The sequence below is a fragment of the Streptosporangium jomthongense genome, from assembly GCF_042650425.1.
Classification (GTDB): domain Bacteria; phylum Actinomycetota; class Actinomycetes; order Streptosporangiales; family Streptosporangiaceae; genus Streptosporangium.
The window spans coordinates 15515-33147 of the sequence record NZ_JBHSBC010000031.1 but is presented as its reverse complement, the minus strand read 5'-3'; the positions used below and the strand labels follow the sequence as shown (position 1 = coordinate 33147).

Sequence of the window (17633 nt, the reverse complement as noted above, 5' to 3'; positions counted from 1 at the left end):
AGGCATGGAGTTCTTCTGCTACCACCGTGACCGGCCCGGTTCGGTGGTGTTGCGTCACGAGCTGCTGGAGGAGCACTGGTCCTACATGGACCGGTACGCCGCCGAGATGATCGCCCGTGGCCCGACCTTCGACGACGACGACACCCCGACCGGGAGTGTGCACATCGTCGACCTGCCCGATCCCGCCGCCGCCCGCGCGTTCGCCTTCGACGAACCCGGCTACCAGGCCGGGGCGTACCGCGACGTCCTGCTGCGCCGGTGGCGCAACACGCTGGGACGCACCATGTGGGACTTCCCCGGCGGCCGGACCGGCGGCGACCGATACCTGGTGCTCGGCCTCGGCTCCGGGCAGCCCGCCGACCTCGCCGTCCCCGCCGCCCGGGACGGGCTGATCGCGTACGGGCCGCTGCTGTCCGACGACGGCGAGAGCTGGCTGGGGACGGCGGCACTGGTCCGAGCTCCGGACGCGGACACGGCGCGCGCCGTACTGACCCCGGACGGATACGCCGGCATCGAGGTGCACAACTGGTGCTTCGGCGGACGCCGGTCCTGAGCGCATGAAGCCGGTTTCGAGGAGACGAGAAGCGTTGGCAGAGGAACCGAACCGGCTGTTTCGCACGGCCGCCGACCACGCCACCGGTTACCGCCGGTCCTTGCCCGGCAGGCCGGTGGGAGTGCCGGTCGACCAGGAGGCGTTGACCAGGGCGTTCTCCGGCCCGCTGTCCCGGGACCCCTCCCCACCGGAGCGGGTGCTGGCCGAGCTGCTCGCCGCGGCCGAACCGGGCCTGGTCGCGAGCGCGGGCCCGAGATACTTCGGATTCGTCGTCGGCGGCGCGCTGCCCGCCGCGACCGCGGCCGACATGCTGACCGCCGGTTGGGACCAGCTCGCGACCAACGCCGTCACCTCACCCGCGGCCATCGCCGCCGAGGCCGCGGCGGGCGCCTGGCTGAAGGACCTGCTGGGGATCCCCGCGTCGGCGTCCACCGGATTCGTCACGGGCTGCCAGGCGGCCAACACCGCCGGACTCGCCGCCGCCCGGCACCGGGTGCTGGCGGAGGCCGGGTGGGATGTGGAACGGCGCGGGCTGCTCGGAGCACCACCGATCCGGGTGATCGCGGGGGAGGAGCGGCACGGGACGATCGACCGCTCGCTGCGGTTGCTCGGTTTCGGGACGGACGTGATCGAACCGGTACCCGCCGGACCGAACGGTGCCATCGACATCGAGGCGTTGCGGATGTCGCTGCGAGCCGCCTCCGGGCCGGCCATCGTGTGTCTCCAGGCGGGCAACGTGAACACCGGTGCCTGCGACCGGCTCGGGGAGGCGTGCGAACTGGTCCACAGGCACGGTGGGTGGGCGCACGTGGACGGGGCGTTCGGGCTGTGGGCCGCGGCGAGCCCGGCGACCCGGCATCTGGTCGACGGAGTGGAACTCGCCGACTCCTGGGCCTGCGACGGCCACAAATGGCTGAACCTTCCCTACGACTCGGCCTTCGCGTTCTGCGCCCGGCCCGACGTGCACGCGGCGGCGATGTCCTACGCGGCCGCCTATCTGACAGGTTCCGGCGGCGCGCCCGTGGGAGCCGACCTCACCGCTGAGTCGTCGCGCCGGGCCCGGGGATTCGCGGTGTGGGCCGGACTGCGGGAGCTGGGCAGGGACGGGGTCGCGGCGCTGGTCGAGCGCTGTTGCGCGCTGGCCCGCCGGTTCGCCCAGGGACTGGCCTCGGCCGGGTTCGAGGTGGTGAACGAGGTGGTCCTCAACCAGGTGCTGGTGGGGTTCGGGGACGACGCGCGCACCGAACGGGTGATCGCCGCGGTTCAGGCGGACGGCACGTGCTGGGCGGGCGGCACGACCTGGCGGGGACGGCGGCTGATGCGGATCTCGGTGTCGAACGCCACCACGACGGAGGCGGACGTGGACCTGTCGGTCGCCGCGATCACCCGCCTCGCCGCCTGACCGATCACCGTACGGCCCTGACCCGGCGTGCGGCGACGGCGATGACCGTCCGCCCGGCCGGATTCGACCTGCTCACCGAGGGCCCGCCCGTGACGGAGTGGGCCGATCGGCAAACGGGCGGAGGTCCTCAGTCGTCGTCCTCGGCGTCGTGCCTGCTCGCGTCGTCGCGGCGGTCGTCGTCGGCATTGCCGGTGACCAGGGAGCCGGTCTCGGCGTCGACGGCGAACTCCCGCTCGCCGCCGTCGCCGCCCTTCATCTCGATCTGCCAGGTCCGGCGGCCGTGTTCGGTCTCAAGCTCGGCGGAGGTCACCCAGCCCGAGGGGAACTGCTCCAGGGCCGTCTTCTCCGCCTGCGAGCTGAGGACCTTGGGGGCCTTGGCGGCGCCGTGGTCCCCGGGGGCGTCCGACGTCGTGGCCGAAGGGGTGGGCTCGGCGTTGGCGGCCGTCACGGCGGCTCCGCCGCCCGCCACGAGTACGGCCGCCGTGGCGATACCAGCGATGATCATGGGCTTGCGCATCCGAACCTCCGGTGCGGTAGACGTCCTTGCTGACGTCTCCAAACCTGCCGTGCCGGGTGATAGCGCGGGCCTGTGACAGTCCTAAACGCGGGTTAACGCGGACCGGGCCCGAACTCCACGGTGACGCGGGCGCCGCCTGCGGGGCCGTCGGCCAGCGTCATGGAGCCTCCGGAACGTTCGGCGGTACGGCGGACGATGTCCAGCCCGAGGCCGGTCGAGGACGCGCCGCTGACTCCGCGCGTGGCGGCGCCTGGGTGCCGGAACCCCGGCCCCCGGTCGGTGACGAGGAGTACGGCTCCGCCGCCGTCACGGGCCGACAGCCGTACCTCGAAGTCCGTGCCCTCGGGTGTGTGGGCGAAGACGTTCTCCAGCAGGGCGTCGACGCAGGTCGTCAGGGCCTCCTCTCCGACGCCCACCGGCAGGGGAGGATCGGCCAGCTCCTGGCTGACCAGGCGGTCCTGGTCATGGGCCAGCATCGACCAGTGCTCCAGACGTTCGGCCACGACCCGGGCGGCGTCGCATTCCCCCGGTGCGTCATGGCGGGCACGCCGCGCCTCCTTGATCACCCGCGTGACCATGCGTTCCATCGACTCCACGGCGGCGCCCACGCGGGCGGCCTGCTCGCTTTCCGGCAGCCCTTCGGCCTCCAGCCGCAGCACGGTGAGCGGCGTTCGCAGCTGGTGGGACAGATCGGCGACCGCCTCCCGTTCCTGGGCCAGCAGGACACGGATGCGCTCGGCGAGGTGGTTGAGCGCTCCGGCCACCTGCCGTAGTTCTTCGGGGCCCTCTCCGGGCGCTCTGGCGGTGAGGTCTCCGGCCGCGAGCCGGTGGGAGACCCGCGCGATGCCGGTGATGAGACGTATCTGTGAGCGGGCGAGCCGGTCGGCGACGAGCAGACTGACGGCCAGCACACCGGCTCCCACCAGCGCGAGGATCAGCCAGGCGCGCCTGACCCCTCTGGTGAGGTCGGCGTCGGAGACGAAGGCGCGGATGACGGTCGTGCCCGCGGAACGGCCCGCGACGGCGACGAGGATCTCCCTGCCGCCCCGCGCCTGGGCGGTCAGGCTGCGCCCGGTGAAGGCCAGCCGTACGGCCTCGGAGCGGGGGGCGGGCTCACCCAGGACCGCACCGGTGGGCAGGAAGACGGTCAACGGGTGGCCGTTGGTGCCGTTGGCCTGTTCCACGGCCAGCTCCAGGGCGGGGCCCGTACCGACCGAGGCCACGGGGACCAGCGACTGCGCGCGTACGAGCGCGTCGGCGGTGGCGCGGTCGGCGGCCAGCATGAGCGCCAACAGCGCCAGCGGCACCAGGAAGGCCACCAACGCCAGGGACACCATGGAGGCGACCAGGACGAGCAGACGCCGCCTCATGTCGCCGGGTCCACCAGCTTCACGCCGACGCCGCGGACGGCGCGGATGTAGCGCGGCTGCTGCGCCGACTCGCCCAGTTTGTTACGCAGCCAGGACAGGTGGACGTCGACGGTCTTGTCGGCGCCGCCGTAGGGCAGCTGCCACACCTGCGTCATCAGTTCGCGTTTGCTGACCACCTGGTCCGGCCGGGCCGCCAGGTAACACAGCAGGTCGAACTCCTTCGGCCGCAGGTCCAGGGGGCGGCCCGCCAGCGTGACGTGGCGGCTGCGCGGGTCGATGCGCAGTTCGCCCACCACCAGGGGCTGCGAGGCGTCGTCCTCCCCCTGCAGGCGGCGGAGCACGGCGCGGATACGGGCGTCGAGCTGGACCGCTCCGAACGGTTTGACCAGGTAGTCGTCGGCCCCGGCGTCCAGAACGCGGGCGATCTCCTGCTCGTCGTCACGGGCGGTGGCGACGATGATCGGCACCGGGCTGACCGCTCGCAGCATGCGAACGACCTCGTGGCCGTCGATGTCGGGCAGGCCGAGATCGAGGATCACCAGATCCGGACGATCCTCGACGGCCCTGTGCAGCCCGGACATGCCGGTGACGGCCGAGGTGACCGCGTGGCCGCGTTCGGTCAGAGCCCGCATCAGCGCGGAGCGTACGGCGGCGTCGTCTTCGACGAGGAGTAACTGTGCCATCACCTCCACCGTATGAGCATCGGAGGGCGTCGCGGCCGGTTCCTCCTTGGCGTTGAACCGGCGTTAGGCAAGCGTTAGGACTCGGCATGGCAGGCTGGCCGGGTGAAACGTCGCTCGCTTGCCGCGGTGCTCGGCTGGGTGGCGGTCGCCTGCGCCACGACGGCGACCACCACCTGGGCGATCGCCCTGCTGGGACAGGGGCTGAGCCGGCAGGTCGTCTCCCCGATGAGCCACGCCGAGATCACCCAGGCGCTCGCCGCGGCCACGGCGGCCGGGGAGACGGGCGGCCCGCCCTCTCCCTCCGAGGGAGCCGGGGGAGTCAGCCGGGCCTTCACCACCCCCGGAGGGTCCGTCGTCGGCACCTGCGTGACCGGCCAGGCGTCCCTTCTCGCGTGGAGTCCGGCGCAGGGGTACGCCACCGACGATGTGAGCGAGGGGCCGGGGCCCTACGCCTCGCTGGAGTTCGAATCCGAGAACGACAAGATCACCGTCAGGATCACCTGCGTCCGGGGCACCCCCACGATGACCCTCAAGGAGGACGGGGACCGCGACTAGGTCCCCGTCGATCTTGGCAACGTGGTCGTGACGTCACCAAGGATGTCGGCGGGGCCGGCCCGTGATCGATCCCACGCGTGGGTGTTTCCGCGCTACCGCAAGCACCACCGTCGGCCCCGCCGTGTGCCCGGCCGTGAGAGGCGAGGGTTAACGGTCCTGCCGGCCGTACAGCGTGGTGAGCTGGGCGGCCAGTTTCGTCAGCTCGTCCTGGACGGACCGTGGTTCCTCCACGACGACGAGGTCGCCCCAGCCCGCGAGCTGGCGGGCGATGTCCAGCGCGGTCGGGGCGGTGAGCGTGACCCGGACCCTCTCACCGTGGGAGATCACCTCGCAGTGGCGGCCGAAGCGGTCGCGCAGGACGCGTAGGTAGCGGGCCTCGACGGTCGCGGTGGCGGTGGTCGTCGAGCGTCGTGCCTCCATCGCGGTGACGACCTCGTCCCAGGCCGCCGCGAGGTCGAAGCGCTCCGGGCGTTCGGCCGGTTCCTCGGTGATCTCGGCGTCGGCGATCCGGTCGACGCGGAAGGTCCGCTGCCCGTCGGGGGTTCCGGCGATCAGATACCAGGTGTCGTCCTTGTCGACGAGGCCGAGCGGCTCGACGACGCGCTCGCGTCCGGAGTAGGTGAGGCGGGTCTTCCTGCGCCGGACCACCGCGTCCTCCAGCAGGTCGACGAGCACGGGCCGCGTACGGCGGTGCTCGCCCCAGCGGGCGGAGTCGACCACGACCGCGTCCGCCGCCGCCTCGGCCTCCTGCCGGAACGTCGTCGGCAGGGCGCGCACGAGTTTGCGCAGCGCCGCCTTGGCCTCCGGCGCGATCGCGGCGGCCGGGCCGAGCAGCAGGAACAGCGCCCTGGCCTCTGAGGCCTTGAGCCCGGACAGGTCGGTGCGGGCACCGCCGAGCAGTGCCCAGCCGCCGCCGCGTCCGGACTGCGGGTACACGGGGATGCCCGCGGCCGACAGGGACTCCAGGTCACGGCGGGCCGTGGCGACCGAAACCTCCATCTCGGCGGCGATCTCCGCCGCGGTCACCCGGCCACGTGACTGCATCAGCAACAGGACGGCCACCAGACGATCTGCTCTCATGCTTCGATCCTGCCAATAAAAGTGCTCATTCGGTGAGTACTTTGCCTGGCAGGATCGATCTCACAAGCCACCGAGCGGAAGGCAGCAGGACATGCTTCGCGGACTCACCACCATCAGCTTCTACGCGCACGACGTGGCCGCCGCCCGTGACTGGTACGCCGAGTTCCTCGGGATGGAGGCCTACTTCCAGCGGCCCGAGCAGGGCGAGCCGGTCTATGTGGAGTTCCGGGTGGGCGACTACCAGCACGAGCTGGGAATCATCGACGCGCGTTTCGCCCCGTCGGGCTGGAGCGCCGAGAGCGGCGGGGCGATCGTCTACTGGGCGGTGGACGATCTGGAGGCGACCTGGGAGCGGCTGCTGGAGATGGGGGCCGTCCCGTTCGACAAGCCGACCGAGCGCGGCCCCGGCTTCGTCACCGCCTCGGTCCGCGACCCGTTCGGCAACATCCTCGGCATCATGATCAACAACCACTACATGAACGTCCTCGCGAGCCGGAAGGGCTGACGCCGCCCCCTCCTGCGGGCGCTACCGCAGCTGGTCGCGGCGGCGGGTCAGGTAGGCGGTCTCGGCGGCGTTACCCGCCAGGTCGATGGCCCTGTCGTAGGCCGCGCGGGACTCCCGGCCGCGGCCCAGCCGGCGCAGCAGGTCGGCACGGGTGGCGTGGTAGGCGTGATAGCCGGCCAGCCTGTGCTCAAGACGGTCGACAATCGCCAGCGCCACCTCCGGGCCGTCGAGCTCGGCGACCGCGATGGCCCGGTTGAGGGAGACGACCGGTGAGGGGTCGAGGCGGACGAGCTGGTCGTAGAGGGCCAGGACCTGCGACCAGTCGGTGTCGCGCATGTCGCGGGCGGAGGTGTGCACAGCGTTGATCGCCGCGAGGATCTGGTAACGACCCGGTGCCGCTCCCGTGGCCGCGGCGGCGAGACGCTCGCGCACCAGCCGGTGCCCTTCGGCGATCAGCGCCGTGTCCCACGCCTCACGGTCCTGCTCGTCGAGAGCGACCAGTTCGCCGTCGGCCGAGACCCGGGCGGGCCGGCGGGCCTCGATGAGGAGCATCAGCGCCAGCAGCCCGGCCACCTCACCGTCGTCCGGCAGGAGGGCACGGATCAGGCGGGTGAGCCGGATCGCCTCGGCGGTCAGATCGTGACGCAGGGGATCGGTGTCGGGACCGGTGGCCAGGTAACCCTCGTTGAAGACGAGGTAGAGGACGGCGAGCACACCGGAGACACGGGCCGGGAGATCCTCGGCGGACGGCACGCGATAGGGGACGCGGGCCGCCTTGATCTTGGCCTTCGCACGGGTGATCCGCTGCCCCATGGCGCTCTCCGTCACCAGGAAGGCGCGGGCGATCTCGGACATGGTCAGCCCGGCGACCATACGCAGCGTCAGCGCCACGCGGGTCTCCATCGACAGCGCCGGGTGGCAGCAGGTGAAGATCAGCCGGAGCCGGTCGTCGTCGATGACGCCGAGAGGCTCGGGCGGGTCGCCGTAGGCCATCTGAGCCTTCCTGTGCTTGTCGTCGCGCTTGTTCTCGCGCCGGATCCGGTCGATGGCCTGGCGGTTGGCGGTGGTGGTCAGCCAGGCCCCCGGACTGGGAGGCACGCCGTCGGCCGGCCACCGCTGGACGGCGGTGGCGAACGCCTCGGCGGTCGCCTCCTCGGCGATGTCGAGGTCACCGAAGCGCCTGGTCAGGGAGGCGACCACCCGCGCCCATTCCTCACGGTGGGCCCGGGTGATCGCCTCACGGACGTCGATCCCGTTCACAGGAACGGCCGCACCTCGACCTTCCGGTTGCAGGCCTTCGATCCCTCGGCCGCCAGCTTGAGCGCCACGTCGAGGTCGGCCGCCTCGATGATCCAGAAACCGGCGAGATACTCCTTGGACTCCAGAAAAGGCCCGTCGGTGACCATCTCCTCGCCACCCCGGTTGTCGATGACGGTGGCCGTGCCGGGCGAGGCGAGGCCCCCTGCGAAAACCCAGTGGCCGTCGGCCTGGAGCCGGTCGTTGAACACGTCGATCGCGGCGTCCTCGTCCGGGGTGGCGAGGCCGGCCCGGTCGTGGATCACGGAAACCAGGTATCGCATCTGAAGATCATCTCCTGTGGTGTCGGGGCTGTGCGGTGTACCGGTCGGGAACTTCAAGGCGTCGCGTACCGCGGGCGTCCGGCGGGCCGGTAGACCTGGATCGCCACGCCCTTGGAGTCGACCCGCGACTCGACCAGGTCGAGCGCGAGATCCGGGCCGACCTCCGGGAACAACCGCGCGCCCTGCCCGAGAACCACGGGAACGACGATCAGGGTCATCTCGTCGACCAGGTCGTTCTCCAGCAGCCAGCGGATCAGGACGCCGCTGCCGTGCACCTGCAGCTCACCTCCCGGTTCGGCCTTCAGGTCCGCGACGGCGCTCGCGAGGTCGTCGGACAGGACGGTGGTGCCCGGCCACGCCGGATCGGTGAGCGTGGTCGACGCCACGTACTTGGGCCGTGTGTTCAACGCCCGCATGACAGACTCCCAGGCAGGGGCGTCCTGAACCGTCATGGTCCCCCACGAGCCGGCGAACAGCTCGTAGGTCCGCCGCCCGAACAGGAACGCGTCGGCGCACTGGTAGGTCTGGTTGATGAACGCGCGGGTCTCGTCGTCACCCTTGCCCAGGGCCCATCCGCCGCGCTCGAACCCGTTCCTGCGGTCCTCGTCCGACGCGCCGCCGTTTCCCTGCATCACTCCGTCGATGGTGACCTGAGTCATGGTCGTCAGCTTCATGATCGCGGTTCCCCTGCCCTGACTTGCCTTGGCACCGTCCCGTATGAACGGCCTTACCCCTGCTACGAACACCACCGCCCCGATCCGACACCGCCTCCGGGATTTCTTCGAAGAACTTTCCGGAACGCCGGTCGCCCGTGATCCGACAACACGGCTTCCCCAGGCATGCGGGGAGTCTGGGCGCGGAAGCCGGCGACGCGCTGGATCCGCCGGCTGAGGCCGAGCCCGCGTCGCGCAAGGCGGCCCGCACGACGGCCTCGGCGACGAAGACGCTTGTGTCACCGATGGAGGTGTGGAGGACGACCGAGCCGATCACCGGTTCACGGCGGTCGCCGATCCACCGCCGTCAGGCGTCCTGCGGACGGTGACCGAGCCGGAGGTCCCTGGAGAGGTGCGGCCTGGCGGGCGCTTCGCGGCCGGGCCATGCGATGTCGTCAACGGCGAGGAACGGCTCGCCGGCCACGGCCGCGGGGGTCGTTCCGGTGAACGCCATGACATCACGATGCAGATGGGACTGGTCGGCGTAGCCGGCGTCGGCTGCGACCTGGGCCGCGCCCTCACCCGCGACCAGGCGGTGGGCGGCATGGTCGAAGCGGACCAGCTTCACGGCACGCTTGGGCGGCAGGCCGAGTTGCGACCGGAACCGGGACCACAGCCGCTTGCGGCTCCACCCGACCTCGGCCGCGAGCCCGTCGACCCGGGTCAGACCACGGCTGCCGACGATCCGGTGCCAGGCCCAGGCCACCTCCGGATCCACCGGCGGCCCCGCCTCATACCGGCGGACGAGCAGTGCGTCCGTCAACGCGAAGCGATCCTGCCACGACGGGGCATCGCACAGTCGCTCGCGGATCCGTGACGCCTCCCGGCCCCACAGGTCGCCCAGGGACACGACGGCGCCGTCGAGGTCGGCGGGGGAGACGCCCAGAACGGCGCCTGCGATCACCGGGGACAGACGCACCTGCACGCACTCGACGTTCTCTCCCCGCGCCAGGACCGCGCCTCCGGACCCCAGCCCGGGCCCGGCGACGACGCTTCCCCGTTGCTGTTGCCCCGCGGCGCCGTCGAGGACGGGCGAGCCGGCGCCGAACTCCAGGAGCAGCGTCACGGCCGGGTGCGGGACCATCCGGAGCGTGTCCAGGTCACGGACACGGAACCCGGCCATGGTGACACCGGCCACCCGGCTGGGCTGTCGCGGGCACGCGACGTCCCAGACAGCCGCGCCATGCACGAACGTACGCACCGTCCCATGCTACGAGAGCCGGTTGAGGGGAACATTCGTCCAATCCACCGGCCCACGCCGGCGGAGACAGTGGGCCCATGACTGTTTCCGACGGCCGGCCGTACGCGAACGACGGCGCCGAGAGTTCGACCCTGTCGCTGGACGGCTGCGACATCCATGTGCCAGGACGGCCCCCGCGACGCCCCCGCGCTCCTGCTCATCCACGGGTCCGCGTCCTCCACCCGCTCGTGGGACCCGATGGTTGCGCTGCTGACAGGGTCCCACCGCGTCATCCGGATCGACCTGCTCGGGCACGGCCGGTCGGCCAAACCGGCCGACCGCGACTACGCGATCCCGGAACAGGCACGCCGGGCAGGCGCGGCACTGGACCGGTCGACCAGTGACCGGCGCATGCGCGCCGACCCGTTGGTGTGTCGTCCGTGAGACATTCGCTCGAACAACCGGTAGAACGTCGTCCGCGACGGCACCACCACGCCGTCTTGGCCGGCGAGCATCCCGACCCGTCAGTGGAAATAGCTCGCGGTGCGCGTCGATGCGCCGGTGGCCTCCTCAATCGCCTGCCGCAGCGTCTCGACCACGCGTGGCCCAGTTCGTCCGGTGACCGGCTGGAGGCGGTCATGACGGCCGTCGATCAGTCCGGCCAGGCCTTGGGTCTGGTAACGCAGCCGCTTGCGTTTGAGCGTGCGCGTGCTGACCTTGGGCGTCCCTCGGCGGCCGGTTCGGCGGCCTTGGCCTGCTCGCGCTGGGTGAGCGTCGTGGTGGCCGGGTCGAAGTGCGGGTGTGGTCTCGCACCGGCAGGCGCGTCGGCCCGGACGCCTGTGAGCACTTCCAGAACGTACTGCTCCCACCACAGCGCCTCCTGCCCGGTGGTTGTCAGCGGATTCTCGGCTGATCCTCAGCCGACTACCGGCACGGCACAAGCCCGGCGACCGTCGGCATGAGGGTCAGCTTTCGTTGGCGCGGTGGCGGTGGACCAGTTCCTCCAGCGCGGTGATCTCCTTTGAGAGTGCTACGCGGCCTTCCTTGGTAATGACGATCCATGTCTTCGGGCGCCGTCCGTCGTACCCCTTCTCCAGGGTGATCAGTCTGGCCTCCTCCAGGACGGCGAGGTGACGGTTGAGGTTTCCCCTGGTCAGTTGGAGCACCTCGCACAGGTAGGTGAACTCGACCCGAGACGCCTCGCTGGCGATGGTAAGGATGCCGAGGCGATGGCGCTGGTGGACGGTGTCATCGAGATTTCCGGTCGGGTAAGTCATGGGTGTGTCTTTCGCCGGACGGTCAGTCCGCCCACGAGGAGGATCATGGCCGGGAGCAGAACGGGACTGCCCTGGAGAAGACCGTAGGGCATCTCCTGCGGGGAGACGCCGAACAGGTGGAACAGGTGGTGGTACTGGTTTTGCACGTCATAGACGACGGCCGGGACGGCTGTCGCCGTGTAGAGGGCGGTGACGATCCAGAGATGGCGGCTGCGTTCGGCCCGGGCCAGGGCGATCAGGCCGAGGGCCGAAGCCAGGAGGCCGAAGGTGTCGCGAATGAAGAACGGCCAGAGGAGGAAGCCAACCAGCGGCAGGAGCGTCCAGACCAGCGGGGCCGCCCCAGCGGTGCTCCAGATGATCGTTGGGTTTCGCGGTGAGGTCTGAATGCCCGCCCGATGGCCGTGGCGGCGATACCACCACACGGTGAGCCCCGCCCCGGCGACTAGTCCGGCGAGCCAGACCATATCGATCCACTCTCCGAAAGGCCAGGTGAAGGTTCCTTCCGGACTTTCCCGCAACTCGAAGTCGATGACATAGAGCGGGGCGGTGGCCAAGGTGAAGCCTCCGAAGAACAGCAAGGGAAAGCGGAAGGCGTGCCGGTCCGTGCGGGCTCGGGCGCGCAGGACGTTTACTTCGTCGAGCAGGTTGCCGGCCTCATTGGCCGCGTTTTGCCTCATGACCTGACCTCCATTATGTCGGCTTCCCAGACATGTTTGCATCGCAGACATGATTGCCGCAAGCCGACCGATGAACCGGTGTGCTTACTTCAGACGACTTGCGGTATCGGAAGCGGACCCCTCGCGACTTCCGATACTTCGACGTGGCACGTCCAGGAGCCCAATGGCCCGGAGAGGGTCCGGCCTCTGTCAAACCAGCTTGGCGCCCGACACCAACCGGGCGCATGGTTACCGCTGCCAACGATCGGGTGCTCAACACCCGCCACATGCCACCTTCAGTGAGAGGCCGGGTCTCGATCGTCCTTCTCGTGCCAACTGTGTGAGACGGAACGCCAGGACGCGCCAATTTCACCGAGACAGGTGCCACCTTCGCTGAGACCGGACAACGCGCATGCGGGAAGACATGCCGCTGATGGGTCCCTGGAACAGTTCATGATCATCTCGGAGTAGGTTCGGACATAAGTCCGACTTACCGCCCATCGTCGCCGGTCGCGATGCATGGTCACCGAAAAAGGATGCACCGCGACCGGACACGGGAATGGCCGCCCGCACCGCCGGCATGTACGGCTCGCGGCGCCTCGGTGGCGCGCGGGCGTTGTTCCTGTTCCGGAGCGAGCGTGAACTCGACCACCACCACCGTGACGTGCCACGGCAGAAGGAGCTGCTGCGCGACGCGTTCAAGGGCATGCACGCCGACGTGGACCGCTGGCTGGAGGAGCTTGACCACACCCCGGCGTTCTACTTCGACTCGGTCACGCAGCTCCGCATGGACACCTGGACGCGGGGGAGGGTGACGCTCGTCGGCGACGCGGGTTACAGCCCCGGCCCGGCCGTAGGCGGCAGTACCAGCCTGGCCGTCGTCGGCGCGTACGTCCTCGCCGGGGAGCTGGCGCGGGCCGGCGGCGACCACGAACGCGCCTTTCCCGCCTACGAGCGGGCGATGGCCGAGCACGTGCGCGGCAGTCGCGCGGCCGCGCTGAGCGCGGCGAAGACCCTGGTCCCCGCATCCCGCCTCGGCGCGCTGGGACTGGCCCAGGGCGCCCGCCTGATCTCCGCCCTGCCCGCGGGACCCCGCCGAGCCCTCCTGCGCCTCACCACTAAAAGCGCACGCCTCTACAACTCCATGGCCGTCGACGACCACCCGCCGTCTGCCACGTCGGCAGGCCGGATCCGCCTCATGGGGAGCCTCGGGAACCGGCTCAAGTGCTCGTCCTGCTGCCGGCCCGGCCTGCGGAACCGGTGAGCAGCAGCCCGGCCGACGTTCAGCGAGCTTTTCCGTTCCGCAAGAGCTCCGCTCCGCACGCAGGTCGCTCCGTGGTCGGCTCTCCGCTCGGATCGGCACCACATTGAGCAGCAGGCGTGAAGCCCACGGGGCGCCGAGGTAGTCGCAGCTCGCTTCGGGGCAGGCCTCCCAGTAACCGCTCTCCACAGCCGCCTCGCGGACACCGTTTTCGGGACCGAAGCCGTGGTGAGCGATGAGTCGGGCGACGGAGTTGTCGTACCGGGCCGCAAGGAGGGCGGCTTCTGCGATCTTGTCGTGCCCCTGGGAGAAGAAGGAGCCGAGGCCGACCTCGGTTCCGCATCCACACCAACACGTACCTGTCGGGATCAGGCGAGGTTCGCTCTTAGGCCTACCTTCAAGGCAGATCCTTTAGAAGAACGACCAAGGATGAGCTTCTAGAAACGTTTCCAAGAAGTTCTCGATCGCGAGGCCCTGGGTTGCGATAACATGCCTTATCGCAACCCAGAAACATGATCGACCCGACCCCGCGGAGAACCCGGTGCCCGACCCCTCCGACGCCCTCTCCGCCCTCGAACCGGACCACGGTCCCGATGCCGGTCCCGAACCACTCGCCGGAACCGTGTTGCCCGCCCGGAGCCGTGAGACGCCCTTCGCGGCCGACGTCCCGGCGAGCCCTTCCGGGACCGACGTTGAGCGGGCGCTGTCTCCGGCGGCGCGGGTCCGGGTCGCCGACGGGTTCGCGGCCACCACCGGCCGCGCCTACGCCCGCGACTGGACCGCGTTCACCACTTGGTGCACGACGCACGGGCGCACCCCGCTGCCGGCCACCGCCGAGACGCTGGCGGAGTACGTCACCCACCTGGCCGCCACCCCCACCCGCACAGGGACGCTGCCCGCGCCGTCGACCGTGGAACGGGCGCTGGCGTGCGTCCAGTCCCGGCACAAGCTCGCCGGGCTGGCCGCCGACGCCCGCCCGGCCCGGCTGGCCCTGCGCTCCTACCGCCGCCAGCGCGCCGACGCCGGGCAGCGCACCCGCAAGGCACCCCCGGCCGAACTCGACATCCTGCGCCGGATGCTGGACGCCACCGCCCCAGACACCCTGGCCGGGCTGCGCGACCGGGCCGCTCTGGTGCTCGGGTTCGCGCTGATGGGCCGCCGCTCGGAGCTGACCGCGCTGAACATCGCCGACATCACCCTCACCGGCGACGGGCTGGAGGTGTTCATCGGCCGGTCCAAGACCGACCAGGACGCCATCGGCGAGACCGTGCCGCTGCCCTACGGCTCACACACCGAGACCTGCCCGGTCCGGGTGGTGCAGGCCTGGATCGCCGCGCTGGCCGAACAAGAGGTCACGAGCGGGCCGCTGCTGCGCGGCGTCGACCGGCACGGCCACCTCACCGGCACCGTCGGCGCGGCGGGCAAGGCCGTGAAGCGGATGAGCGGGCACGGCCTGAACCTGCTGGTGCGCCGCGCCGCCGTCCGGGCCGGGCTGCCCAACGCCGAGACGTTCAGCGCGCACTCGCTGCGCGCCGGCGGCGCCACCGCCGCGGCCAAGGCCGGGGCGCCGGTCTCGGCGATCGCCCGGCACGGCCGCTGGTCGGAGAAGTCCCCGGTGGTACACGGCTACATTCGCACCGCCGACAAATGGCGCGACAACCCCATGCGCGGCGTCGGCCTGTGACCCCGGAACCGGAGCCACCGCAGGTGTGCACGACACTGACCGTGACCGTAGGGGCATCGTGCTCCGTCCGCCGCCCGGGCGGATCGGGAGCGTGCCGGGCAGATTCAGGCGGGGCACGTCCATCGGTAGTCGATGCCGGGCAGGTAGCGTTTGCGCTCCTCAGGGGTGAAGGGCCGTAGGGCGATGGCGCAGATGGCCGTCGGCAGGTTGTCCGGCACGCTCACGTCCCACAACCGGACGATGGTGTCGAACGCGGCGCTGGCCAGCGTGCGGCCGTCCGGGCTGAACGCCACCTGCAGGCGTCGCCGGACAGGTTGACGAGCGGCTCTCCGAGTTGCCGTCCGGTCCGCACGTCCCAAAGGCGTATCGCTCCCAGGCTGTCGGTGCTGGCCAGTGTGCGTCCGTCCGGGCGACACCCTGTGCAGTCAGCTCTCATACGGAGGGCTTGACCTCGAAGAAGGCCGCTCGCTTGGGCTAGCGGTAGGGGTGTCAACGGCTAACCCGAGAACGGCAGCTGCGATAGCGACCCGTGATCATCGCTACCGCCAATTTCTGCACTCAGACTCCTCAAGGGCCGATCCCGCTCGACGACCCGCATGTCCTGGCCCTGGCCAGGGCTCGCCAGCGCCTGCCCGCGACAGGGCGCTCGCCCGACCTGGGAGGAGCTGACTGACAAGGAGAGGAGGGCTCTCTTCCCGATGCCCGGACTCACTCCGCGCCCGAACTCCAGCTAGATCCCGGGCACGCCTGCCTCCCACCCTCGGCCGCCACGACGGCCTCGGCGCAGACGCCGACGAACGCAACGGATTCTTGCGGCTCATGACACATTCGTTACCGGCAGGCCTTTTACCGTGGGATGTCCATCCCCACTGAGCGCGCCCAGCAGGCGCAGCCCGTCCTCGGTGGGGCTCCCGGGTGCCGCGGACAGCACCAGCAGCTCCATGCCCGATTCATCCGGCAGCGCAAAGTTCTCCTGATGCAGTTCCAGCAGTCCGACCAGCGGGTGCCGGTACGCCTTGCGTCCATGTGTGCGGGAGCGCACGTCCGCGCGGGCCCAGAGGCGGCGGAAGCGCTTGCTCCCCATCGCCAGCTCGCCGATAAGTGAGGCCAGGCGCGGGTCGTCGGGGTACTTCCCGGCCGCCAGACGCAGGTGCCCGACCACGTCTAGGGTGCATTTCTCCCAGTCGGCGTACAGGCCGCGCTCGGTCTCCTCAAGGAAGATGTGCCGGGCGGTGTTCAAGCCCGGCATCTCCCGGCCGTAGAGGAGCCCGGCGAGGCGGTTCCCTGCGACCACGTCCAGCCGGTGGTCCATGAGCAGGGCGGGCGCGTCGGTGACCAGGTCGAGTACGCGCAGCAGCTCCGGCCGCAGGCGCCCGCTGGGCGACTTCGCGCGGCGGCGGCGCTGCCGGGCCAGCCGGTACAGGTGCCCGCGTTCGGTCTCGTCGAGGCCGAGGGCGCGGGCGAGCGCGTCGAGGACCTGTTCGGAGGGCTGGGTGGCGCGGCCCTGCTCCAGGCGTACGTAGTAGTCGACGCTGACTCCGGACAGGTGCGCGACCTCTTCGCGGCGCAGCCCTTCGACGCGGCGGCGGCTGTCGGTGGGGATGCCGACGGCGGAAGGGGCGACCCGGGAACGCCGGGTGCGCAGAAAGCCCGCGAGATCGTCCATGCCCCCCAGTATGGCTCCGGTGACGCGCGTGAAGGTGGTCCTGCTGTTACCAGGAAGTCCCGTCCGATGGAAGAAGCGTCCCTGAACGACGAGGCCTCGGCGGCCGAGCATCTATGGCGACATACCTTGTTGAAGGGAACAGCCATGAAGACGCTCATTGTCCACGCCCACCCCGAGCCGCGTTCGCTGAACGGCTCTCTGAAGGACCTCGCCGTGTCCACTCTCGAAGCCGCCGGGCACGAGGTGCGGGTGAGCGACCTGTACGCGATGAACTGGAAGGCCGTGGTGGACGCGGCGGACTTCGGCGAGCACGCCACGAGCCCGCTGCGGGTGATACCGAGTTCGGCCGGGGCGTACGACGCCGGCGCGCTCACGCCCGACGTGGCGGCCGAGCAGGAGAAGTTGCTGTGGGCCGACACGGTGGTCTTCCAGTTCCCGATGTGGTGGTACACGATGCCGGCGATCCTCAAAGGCTGGGTGGACCGGGTGTTCTCCTTCCACTTCGCGTACGGCGTCGGAGCGCACGACGAGACCCGGTACGGCGAGCGTTTCGGTGAGGGGACGCTGCAGGGGCGGCGGGCGATCCTGTCGGTGACCGTCGGGGGCCCGGAGTCCCACTACACCGATCGCGGAATCAACGGCCCGATCGAGGATCTGCTGTTCCCGATCCACCACGGGATCCTGTACTACCCGGGCGTGGAAGTGCTGCCGCCGTTCGTGCTGTACGGCACCGACAAGATGACGCGCGGTGACTTCGAGGACGCCGCGAAGGCGTGGAAGGAGCGGCTGCTGTCGCTGGAGACAACCGAGCCGATCGCGTTCCGGCGCCAGAACTTCGGTGACTACGAGATCCCGTCACTGCGGTTGAAGGAGGGCCTGGAAGTGCCGGGCCGCAAGGGTTTCGGCCTGCACGTGCGGGATTAGCCGCCGGCGAGGGACAGGACGAGCGAC

20 protein-coding genes are annotated in these 17633 nt (G+C 70.5%); 8 read left to right on the top strand and 12 right to left on the bottom strand.

Annotated elements, in window-relative coordinates; all coding sequences use genetic code 11:
- Positions 1 to 4 precede the first annotated feature (4 nt).
- Positions 5 to 553: a YciI family protein gene (locus ACFOYY_RS25385; RefSeq protein WP_386192715.1), complete on the top strand. Its 549-nt coding sequence runs from the start codon at positions 5 to 7 to the stop codon at positions 551 to 553.
- Positions 554 to 587: 34 nt separating this feature from the next.
- The gene (locus ACFOYY_RS25380; protein ID WP_386192712.1) at positions 588 to 1955 is read left to right on the top strand and encodes a pyridoxal phosphate-dependent decarboxylase family protein; all 1368 of its coding nucleotides are present in this window, start codon (positions 588 to 590) and stop codon (positions 1953 to 1955) included.
- Between the two features lie 127 nt (positions 1956 to 2082).
- Here ACFOYY_RS25380 and ACFOYY_RS25375 read toward each other — a convergent pair whose 3' ends face one another.
- The 3 genes from ACFOYY_RS25375 to ACFOYY_RS25365 form a co-directional block, all read right to left on the bottom strand.
- Complete coding sequence (locus tag ACFOYY_RS25375; protein ID WP_386192709.1) at positions 2083 to 2472, bottom strand: PepSY domain-containing protein; 390 nt, start codon at positions 2470 to 2472, stop codon at positions 2083 to 2085.
- A 92-nt stretch (positions 2473 to 2564) separates the two neighbouring features.
- Positions 2565 to 3842, bottom strand: a complete 1278-nt coding sequence (locus ACFOYY_RS25370; protein ID WP_386192706.1) for a sensor histidine kinase — start codon at positions 3840 to 3842, stop codon at positions 2565 to 2567.
- Positions 3839 to 4525, bottom strand: a complete 687-nt coding sequence (locus ACFOYY_RS25365) for a response regulator transcription factor (protein ID WP_352012366.1) — start codon at positions 4523 to 4525, stop codon at positions 3839 to 3841. The genes ACFOYY_RS25370 and ACFOYY_RS25365 overlap by 4 nt, the downstream gene beginning before the upstream one ends.
- A 102-nt stretch (positions 4526 to 4627) precedes the next feature.
- Between ACFOYY_RS25365 and ACFOYY_RS25360 the strand changes: the two genes are divergently transcribed.
- On the top strand, positions 4628 to 5080 hold the full coding sequence (locus tag ACFOYY_RS25360; RefSeq protein WP_386192703.1) for a hypothetical protein: 453 nt from the start codon (positions 4628 to 4630) through the stop codon (positions 5078 to 5080).
- A 147-nt stretch (positions 5081 to 5227) separates the two neighbouring features.
- Here the strand turns inward: ACFOYY_RS25360 and ACFOYY_RS25355 are convergent, their stop codons facing one another.
- Positions 5228 to 6160: a helix-turn-helix transcriptional regulator gene (locus tag ACFOYY_RS25355; protein ID WP_386192700.1), complete on the bottom strand. Its 933-nt coding sequence runs from the start codon at positions 6158 to 6160 to the stop codon at positions 5228 to 5230.
- A 91-nt stretch (positions 6161 to 6251) separates the two neighbouring features.
- On the opposite strand from ACFOYY_RS25355, the gene ACFOYY_RS25350 reads away from it, so the two are divergent.
- On the top strand, positions 6252 to 6665 hold the full coding sequence (locus ACFOYY_RS25350; RefSeq protein ID WP_386192697.1) for a VOC family protein: 414 nt from the start codon (positions 6252 to 6254) through the stop codon (positions 6663 to 6665).
- Between the two features lie 21 nt (positions 6666 to 6686).
- On the opposite strand, the gene ACFOYY_RS25345 is transcribed toward ACFOYY_RS25350, so the two are convergent.
- The 4 genes from ACFOYY_RS25345 to ACFOYY_RS25330 all read right to left on the bottom strand — a co-directional run bounded on the left by ACFOYY_RS25345 (position 6687) and on the right by ACFOYY_RS25330 (position 10159).
- Positions 6687 to 7925: an RNA polymerase sigma factor gene (locus tag ACFOYY_RS25345; RefSeq protein WP_386192694.1), complete on the bottom strand. Its 1239-nt coding sequence runs from the start codon at positions 7923 to 7925 to the stop codon at positions 6687 to 6689.
- Positions 7922 to 8245 carry a YciI family protein gene (locus ACFOYY_RS25340; RefSeq protein ID WP_352012376.1) on the bottom strand — a complete coding sequence of 108 codons (324 nt, stop codon included), beginning with the start codon at positions 8243 to 8245 and terminating at the stop codon, positions 7922 to 7924. Before ACFOYY_RS25340 ends, ACFOYY_RS25345 begins: the two co-directional genes overlap by 4 nt.
- A gap of 53 nt (positions 8246 to 8298) precedes the next feature.
- Positions 8299 to 8919: a dihydrofolate reductase family protein gene (locus tag ACFOYY_RS25335; protein ID WP_386192691.1), complete on the bottom strand. Its 621-nt coding sequence runs from the start codon at positions 8917 to 8919 to the stop codon at positions 8299 to 8301.
- Between the two features lie 346 nt (positions 8920 to 9265).
- Positions 9266 to 10159 carry an AraC family transcriptional regulator gene (locus ACFOYY_RS25330; protein WP_386192688.1) on the bottom strand — a complete coding sequence of 298 codons (894 nt, stop codon included), beginning with the start codon at positions 10157 to 10159 and terminating at the stop codon, positions 9266 to 9268.
- 156 nt (positions 10160 to 10315) lie between these two features.
- Here ACFOYY_RS25330 and ACFOYY_RS25325 point away from each other — a divergent pair, with 156 nt between their 5' ends.
- On the top strand, positions 10316 to 10582 hold the full coding sequence (locus tag ACFOYY_RS25325; RefSeq protein ID WP_386192685.1) for an alpha/beta fold hydrolase: 267 nt from the start codon (positions 10316 to 10318) through the stop codon (positions 10580 to 10582).
- Positions 10583 to 11103: 521 nt separating this feature from the next.
- Here ACFOYY_RS25325 and ACFOYY_RS25320 read toward each other — a convergent pair.
- Complete coding sequence (locus tag ACFOYY_RS25320; protein ID WP_352012380.1) at positions 11104 to 11415, bottom strand: transcriptional regulator; 312 nt, start codon at positions 11413 to 11415, stop codon at positions 11104 to 11106.
- Positions 11412 to 12092: a hypothetical protein gene (locus tag ACFOYY_RS25315; protein ID WP_386192682.1), complete on the bottom strand. Its 681-nt coding sequence runs from the start codon at positions 12090 to 12092 to the stop codon at positions 11412 to 11414. The genes ACFOYY_RS25320 and ACFOYY_RS25315 overlap by 4 nt, the downstream gene beginning before the upstream one ends.
- Before the next feature lie 538 nt (positions 12093 to 12630).
- Here ACFOYY_RS25315 and ACFOYY_RS25310 point away from each other — a divergent pair.
- Together ACFOYY_RS25310 and ACFOYY_RS25305 are read left to right on the top strand one after the other, a co-directional pair.
- Positions 12631 to 13335 (top strand): hypothetical protein, encoded by a 705-nt coding sequence (locus ACFOYY_RS25310; protein WP_386192679.1) that lies wholly within the window; start codon positions 12631 to 12633, stop codon positions 13333 to 13335.
- A 538-nt stretch (positions 13336 to 13873) separates the two neighbouring features.
- Positions 13874 to 15016, top strand: a complete 1143-nt coding sequence (locus ACFOYY_RS25305) for a tyrosine-type recombinase/integrase (protein ID WP_386192676.1) — start codon at positions 13874 to 13876, stop codon at positions 15014 to 15016.
- Between the two features lie 104 nt (positions 15017 to 15120).
- On the opposite strand, the gene ACFOYY_RS25300 is transcribed toward ACFOYY_RS25305, so the two are convergent.
- Both ACFOYY_RS25300 and ACFOYY_RS25295 read right to left on the bottom strand, forming a co-directional pair.
- On the bottom strand, positions 15121 to 15309 hold the full coding sequence (locus tag ACFOYY_RS25300) for a hypothetical protein (protein ID WP_386192673.1): 189 nt from the start codon (positions 15307 to 15309) through the stop codon (positions 15121 to 15123).
- A 524-nt stretch (positions 15310 to 15833) separates the two neighbouring features.
- Entirely contained in the window at positions 15834 to 16682 is an 849-nt protein-coding gene (locus ACFOYY_RS25295; RefSeq protein ID WP_386192671.1) for a helix-turn-helix transcriptional regulator, read from the bottom strand.
- Between the two features lie 144 nt (positions 16683 to 16826).
- On the opposite strand from ACFOYY_RS25295, the gene ACFOYY_RS25290 reads away from it, so the two are divergent.
- Positions 16827 to 17606 carry an NAD(P)H-dependent oxidoreductase gene (locus ACFOYY_RS25290; RefSeq protein WP_352012427.1) on the top strand — a complete coding sequence of 260 codons (780 nt, stop codon included), beginning with the start codon at positions 16827 to 16829 and terminating at the stop codon, positions 17604 to 17606.
- Positions 17607 to 17633: the final 27 nt, after the last annotated feature.

Excerpts from the sequence above, each read along its gene's own strand:
- ACFOYY_RS25375 (WP_386192709.1), bottom strand. The coding sequence starts at position 2,472 with ATGCGCAAGCCCATGATCATCGCTGGTATCGCCACGGCGGCCGTACTC.
- ACFOYY_RS25320 (WP_352012380.1), bottom strand. The coding sequence starts at position 11,415 with ATGACTTACCCGACCGGAAATCTCGATGACACCGTCCACCAGCGCCAT.
- ACFOYY_RS25370 (WP_386192706.1), bottom strand. The coding sequence starts at position 3,842 with ATGAGGCGGCGTCTGCTCGTCCTGGTCGCCTCCATGGTGTCCCTGGCG.
- ACFOYY_RS25290 (WP_352012427.1), top strand. The coding sequence starts at position 16,827 with ATGAAGACGCTCATTGTCCACGCCCACCCCGAGCCGCGTTCGCTGAAC.
- ACFOYY_RS25365 (WP_352012366.1), bottom strand. The coding sequence starts at position 4,525 with ATGGCACAGTTACTCCTCGTCGAAGACGACGCCGCCGTACGCTCCGCG.
- ACFOYY_RS25335 (WP_386192691.1), bottom strand. The coding sequence starts at position 8,919 with ATGAAGCTGACGACCATGACTCAGGTCACCATCGACGGAGTGATGCAG.
- ACFOYY_RS25315 (WP_386192682.1), bottom strand. The coding sequence starts at position 12,092 with ATGAGGCAAAACGCGGCCAATGAGGCCGGCAACCTGCTCGACGAAGTA.
- ACFOYY_RS25385 (WP_386192715.1), top strand. The coding sequence starts at position 5 with ATGGAGTTCTTCTGCTACCACCGTGACCGGCCCGGTTCGGTGGTGTTG.
- ACFOYY_RS25310 (WP_386192679.1), top strand. The coding sequence starts at position 12,631 with ATGGCCGCCCGCACCGCCGGCATGTACGGCTCGCGGCGCCTCGGTGGC.
- ACFOYY_RS25355 (WP_386192700.1), bottom strand. The coding sequence starts at position 6,160 with ATGAGAGCAGATCGTCTGGTGGCCGTCCTGTTGCTGATGCAGTCACGT.
- ACFOYY_RS25340 (WP_352012376.1), bottom strand. The coding sequence starts at position 8,245 with ATGCGATACCTGGTTTCCGTGATCCACGACCGGGCCGGCCTCGCCACC.
- ACFOYY_RS25350 (WP_386192697.1), top strand. The coding sequence starts at position 6,252 with ATGCTTCGCGGACTCACCACCATCAGCTTCTACGCGCACGACGTGGCC.
- ACFOYY_RS25295 (WP_386192671.1), bottom strand. The coding sequence starts at position 16,682 with ATGGACGATCTCGCGGGCTTTCTGCGCACCCGGCGTTCCCGGGTCGCC.
- ACFOYY_RS25325 (WP_386192685.1), top strand. The coding sequence starts at position 10,316 with ATGTGCCAGGACGGCCCCCGCGACGCCCCCGCGCTCCTGCTCATCCAC.